The organism is Phaeobacter sp. SYSU ZJ3003, from assembly GCF_041300735.1.
In the GTDB taxonomy this organism is placed as follows: Bacteria; Pseudomonadota; Alphaproteobacteria; order Rhodobacterales; family Rhodobacteraceae; genus Phycobacter; species Phycobacter gallaeciensis_A.
The window spans coordinates 1-4,867 of sequence record NZ_PXNU01000104.1 but is presented as its reverse complement, the minus strand read 5'-3'; the positions used below and the strand labels follow the sequence as shown (position 1 = coordinate 4,867).

Genomic DNA, 4,867 nt, shown 5'->3' with positions numbered 1-4,867 from the left:
TGCTTTTCGTCATAACCATCATCCTTACTTAAGTTGATGGTCTCCGACAAACTCGGAGCGATTCAGATCACGTATCTCGTCGGGCAGTTTCGGTATCGAGAAAAGGTGATGCAAAAGATCGTCGGACAACGGCGCGTAGTTCTGTCGCTTTGCGCCATAGCCACTGAGTTTGAGGCCCACGAACGGATTGCGCTTTAGGTCTCCGGTTCTTACAGCCTCCTCCAGCATGGTCGATATATCGCTTACTCGGGTCTTGATGGTCGAATTACCATGCTCCTCCGAAAGGCGCTGAGCAAAGGCGTAGGCATGCTTTGCCTCCACCTCATCAATGGGAAGGTCTCCGACCAGATCAATGAACTGGTGGATATGTCGAATCCGGGCTTTGGCCGTCTTCTGTTTGATATCCCCCTGGCGAACGCGCAGCTCTAGGGTTTGCTCAAAACGGGTGAGCATTGCCTTCAACCTCAGGACATCACCCCCCAATCCAAAAGTGGCGGAAAGCTCCCTCTTCGCGGCCTCCACAGAGGCACTTGCATCCTCAGCGCTGGGCGGTGGGCCATCGAAACGCTCATACATCTCGAGAAAGCCAGCAGCATCTGCAGGCCGCCTATCCAGCTCCTGCAGCTCGAAGACCAACCTTTCCATCTCATGGATTGCTTGTTTTGCCTGATCCGGGGTCTCTGGCAGCTCAGAGAACGTCCGCTCTACCACATCACAGAACTCCGGCTCATAAACGTGGTCGTACGGCTTGTCAGCCAAATGGAGCAGCTTAACGGCTCTCTGGTATCGGCTCTCACGCTCAGCTAGCCGATGCTTTCCCACGGCTTCCAACACCCGCTGCCGTAGCTGACCTTCCAACTCAAAGCGGCGTTTTTCTGCGATAGCCCGATCTGTCGTATTGGCTGCCACACGAACCTGTGCCTGCCCCTTCACTGCGGCACGTGCCTCGCGTGGCACCGTCATGACGACGTAGTATCTGCCGTTCCGAAGGCTAACACTCGCTGGATGCCAGTCCACTCCTCAGCTCCCCACAATGCCATCTGTAATGTCAATCGTAATGTCAGCGACAGTGCCGCCGTCCATCACACATCATAACAAATCAAGGATATAGGGACCAGAAAGATGTATGGAGGCGAGTACCGGAATCGAACCGGTGTACACGGATTTGCAATCCAGAAAGAGATAAAGCAAAAACAACGATTTAGGGGTGCAAAATGCCCCCTGACAAAAAGCGAACAAAAAGCGAAAGTTTCAAAGCTAAATTCGCCGGTTCAAAACGAAAAAGGCCCCGTCACAGCGGCAACTGTGAACCGGGGCCAAATAGAAAAAGCCTGTCAGCTTTCGAATGACATTAGCACGGGCCAATGCCTTACCGCAAACGCTCAGTCAGCTTTTTCGCGGCCTCTGACTGGTGAGGTGGTCCAATGAGCTGGCGCATCGCAAATGAATGCGCCGAACGTCGCTTTGGCAGCGCTGCGCGCAAGCAGATCATCATGTTCCTGGCGGATAAGGCGAGCGATGATGGCTCAGGCATCTGGTGCTCCAAAGGGACCATCCAGCGCCATACTGAGCTCAGCGAAAGCACGGTGAAGCGCACCATCATCGATTTCTTGCGAGAAGGCATTCTGATCGAGACAGGGCGGCGACACTGCAAGAACGGTTACACCGTCATTTACCGCATTGTTCTGGAGCGCGTGGTTGCGCTCGAACCCACGGCCGAGCCCGATATTGAGACGGGGGTCACTGTGAACCCCGTCCAGCCTGAACCCGGTACGGGGTCCACGGTGAACGGGGTACGGGGTTCACGGTGGACCCCAAACCATCCTAAAACCATCCATAAACCACCTACGCGCAGGCGCGAGGCGGCGGAGGAGGTTGAAGATCTTGAAGCTGAGAAGATCTTGGCAGCCTATCCCGAGGACAGGGTCCGAGACCGGCGAACCAGTCTGCGCCTTATCGCAGCAGCCGTGAACGCTGGGGTAGAGCCCGATGACCTGATTCAGGCGGTCAAGGCCTATGCGAAGGAGAGCGAGGGCTACACCCGCAGCAAGGTCTGTTTCTCGGACAATTGGTTCAAGATGCGCCGATGGGAGAAGGGGCTTGCCCAGATACAGGCGGATCGCGAGAAGGCTCGAGCGGCCGAAGCCAAAGGCCGTGCGAGCCTCGCCGAGTGGATCCACGAGCGCCACCCCCTGTGCCGCCATATCACAAACCGGCAGATCGAGGATCTGATTGCGTCAAAGCTGGTGACGCTTGAGCAGGTGCGCGCGGCGGGGCTGCAGGCGTGATTGTATTGGCGAAGTCTGGGAGGCAGCTTGCAACGCTGTTGAGGTCTATGATGCCTAGATCATACTGCGGCTTTATGATTTGGGGGTCATATTGACAATTTATGATCCAGGGGTCATATACAGTGGCAGGAGAACCGCCATGAAGCACCTCGTTCGTACATCAAAAAACTTGGGCCACGCAATTCGCCAGGCTCGGAAGGCAAAGAACCTTACCCAGAAGGAACTCGCCTCGATGAGCGGTGTCTGGCAAGAGACAATTTCCAAGATCGAGAACGGCAGCGGCGGAACCAAGCTGGAAACGGTATTCGATTTGATCGCTGCCTTGGAGCTTGAAATTACCGTGACCGAGCGCAGCAAAGGCACATCAGACGGGCTTGAGGACATTTTCTGACATGGGCCGCAAACGCAGCTACACACCGCTGAACGTCTTTCTGAACTCGCGGCTCTTGGGTCAATTGGTACGTGAGCCCTCAGGCGGCGTCAGTTTTGCCTATGCACGAGACTGGCTCGAGTGGGAGCACCGGATGCCGGTGTCGCTATCGTTGCCATTGCAGGAGAACCGCTACAGCGGCGCACCTGTGATGGCCGTCTTTGACAACCTGTTGCCCGACAGTGATCTCATTCGCCGAAGGGTCGCAGAGCGCGTCGGGGCCGAGGGCGTCGATGCCTTTAGCTTGCTGTCCCAAATTGGGCGGGACTGCATTGGTGCGCTGCAGTTCCTTCCCGATGGACATGAGCCACAGCCAATGTCCGAGCTGACTGGAGAACTTGTCGACGAGGTGCAGATCGGGGCCATTTTGAGCGACCTCGACCTCGCGCCACTGGGTATCCGCCGCGAGAATGACTTCCGAATTTCTGTCGCTGGCGCGCAGGAAAAAACAGCGCTGCTTCGTAAAGATGGCCAGTGGATTGAGCCAACCGGTACGACGCCAACCACGCACATCATCAAGCCGCAAATAGGTAGACTGCCCAACGGCATGGATCTGTCCGACAGCGTTGAGAATGAATACTTGTGTCTCACGCTGATGGAGGCGTTTGGACTTCGGGCAGCGAATGTCGAAATGGCTCAGTTTGGCGACAAGAAAGCCTTGGTGGTTGAGCGTTTTGATCGGCGCTGGACGTCTGATGGCCGCTTGATCCGTCTGCCGCAGGAGGATTGCTGTCAAGCATTGTCCGTTGTGCCTACCCAGAAGTACCAGAACGAGGGCGGCCCAGGAATCTCAGATATCATGGATCTATTGTTGGGAAGTGATGACCCCAACAAAGACCGGTACGATTTTTTCAAAGCGAATGTCCTGTTCTGGCTGCTGGGCGCGACAGATGGGCATGGCAAGAATTTCAGTATCAGCCTCTTACCAGGCGGCCGTTTCCGCATGGCCCCGCTCTACGACGTGCTGACGGTGCAGCCGACCGTCGACGCACGGCAGATCGAGCGAAAGTACTTCAAACTGGCCATGAATTTCGGCAACTCAAACCACTACAAGGTTTCGAATATCGTTGGTCGGCACATCGTGGAGACCGGAGTTCAATCCGGCTTATCCCGCGCTGTCGTACAGGGCCTGTTCGAAGAACTGCAGGAGACCTCGCACGCGATCGTTGAGGCCAAGTTCAACCTGCTTCCAGAGGATTTCCCAGAGTCGTTGCTTGCTTCGATCGATGGCGCGCTGAGGAGTCGCCTACCTCTTTTGAAGTAAGGTCGCAATAAAATTGTCCCTTTGAGAGCAATCTTAGAAGGAGCTTAAGTAATTGATTTTTTGGGCGGATGTTCGTGAGTAAATCCAAATTTGAGCTTAGTCTCGATGCTCTTAGAAAATTGTCGCTTTTTGTTTTGAACAGCTTGGCGGATCAGCCAAAAGAGTGGGTTGCTGTCGGCAAGGCTTATCAGGAATTGCACGGCTTTGGTGACGATCCGATCTTCAACCAGGTTTTCGTGCGCCTCTTCACTGTGATGAGAGACGAAATGTGGGTCGGGTCTCCACAGGAAGGGCCGAATTTTACGGTCGGCCTGACCTTCAAGGGGCAAACCGTCATCCGCCATGATGTGGAAATAGACGTAATCTACCAGCGCCACTTTCAATCATGGGCCAAGACTATTGAAACAGCTGCTAGAAAACAGCGACATCTCGATCAACAGCGGGCAGCCAAAGAGCAAAAAACCAAAAAGAGGTTGGAAAGGCGGAAATCAAAAGAAGCTCGCAGAGATGAAGACGTGAAGCGGCAAGCAAAAGCTCGTCATAAGCGAGAGATGTCATCACTCGTTGAAAGCGGAAAAAGAATTCGCTCTTCCCTGTCCAAGTCAAACAACGAGCAACTCCTAAACCTCTGGAAGGCAAATACATCCCGTGCAGCCAATTCGACAGGCCAAAAGAAAAACGAACACCTCTTGATTGTTTCAGCTGTCGAAAAGGAGTGGAGGCGAAGGGTCCGAGATTTGCCCGAAGTGGAAGCTTTCAAATGGCCAACCACAGATGTTGGAAGTGGTCATGGTGGTGGCGATTTCGAGAGGGCTGAGGAAAGCTTTCTGAAAGTGCTCGGATATACCGTTGGGAAAACAAATGGCTTGCCAGCATCAACACGGC

General features: G+C 54.4%; 5 protein-coding genes. 4 read left to right on the top strand and 1 reads right to left on the bottom strand.

The features are described 5' to 3' along the window. Nucleotides 1-24 precede the first annotated feature (24 nt). Nucleotides 25-1,017: a hypothetical protein gene (locus tag C6W91_RS20685; RefSeq protein WP_370571549.1), complete on the bottom strand. Its 993-nt coding sequence runs from the start codon at nt 1,015-1,017 to the stop codon at nt 25-27. 407 nt (nt 1,018-1,424) lie between these two features. Between C6W91_RS20685 and C6W91_RS20680 the strand changes: the two genes are divergently transcribed. From C6W91_RS20680 to C6W91_RS20665, 4 genes are all read left to right on the top strand, one after another. Beyond that, on the top strand, nt 1,425-2,288 hold the full coding sequence (locus tag C6W91_RS20680; RefSeq protein ID WP_370571548.1) for a hypothetical protein: 864 nt from the start codon (nt 1,425-1,427) through the stop codon (nt 2,286-2,288). Between the two features lie 139 nt (nt 2,289-2,427). Next, on the top strand, nt 2,428-2,679 hold the full coding sequence (locus tag C6W91_RS20675) for a helix-turn-helix transcriptional regulator (RefSeq protein ID WP_024096522.1): 252 nt from the start codon (nt 2,428-2,430) through the stop codon (nt 2,677-2,679). Nucleotide 2,680: 1 nt separating this feature from the next. After that, nucleotides 2,681-3,982 carry a type II toxin-antitoxin system HipA family toxin gene (locus C6W91_RS20670; protein ID WP_370571547.1) on the top strand — a complete coding sequence of 434 codons (1,302 nt, stop codon included), beginning with the start codon at nt 2,681-2,683 and terminating at the stop codon, nt 3,980-3,982. A gap of 74 nt (nt 3,983-4,056) precedes the next feature. Beyond that, on the top strand, nt 4,057-4,867 hold an 811-nt coding region (locus C6W91_RS20665), incomplete at its 3' end, for a hypothetical protein (protein ID WP_370571546.1).

Coding starts and splice junctions, on each gene's coding strand:
- C6W91_RS20680 (WP_370571548.1), top strand. CDS start 1,425: ATGAGCTGGCGCATCGCAAATGAATGCGCCGAACGTCGCTTTGGCAGC.
- C6W91_RS20675 (WP_024096522.1), top strand. CDS start 2,428: ATGAAGCACCTCGTTCGTACATCAAAAAACTTGGGCCACGCAATTCGC.
- C6W91_RS20670 (WP_370571547.1), top strand. CDS start 2,681: ATGGGCCGCAAACGCAGCTACACACCGCTGAACGTCTTTCTGAACTCG.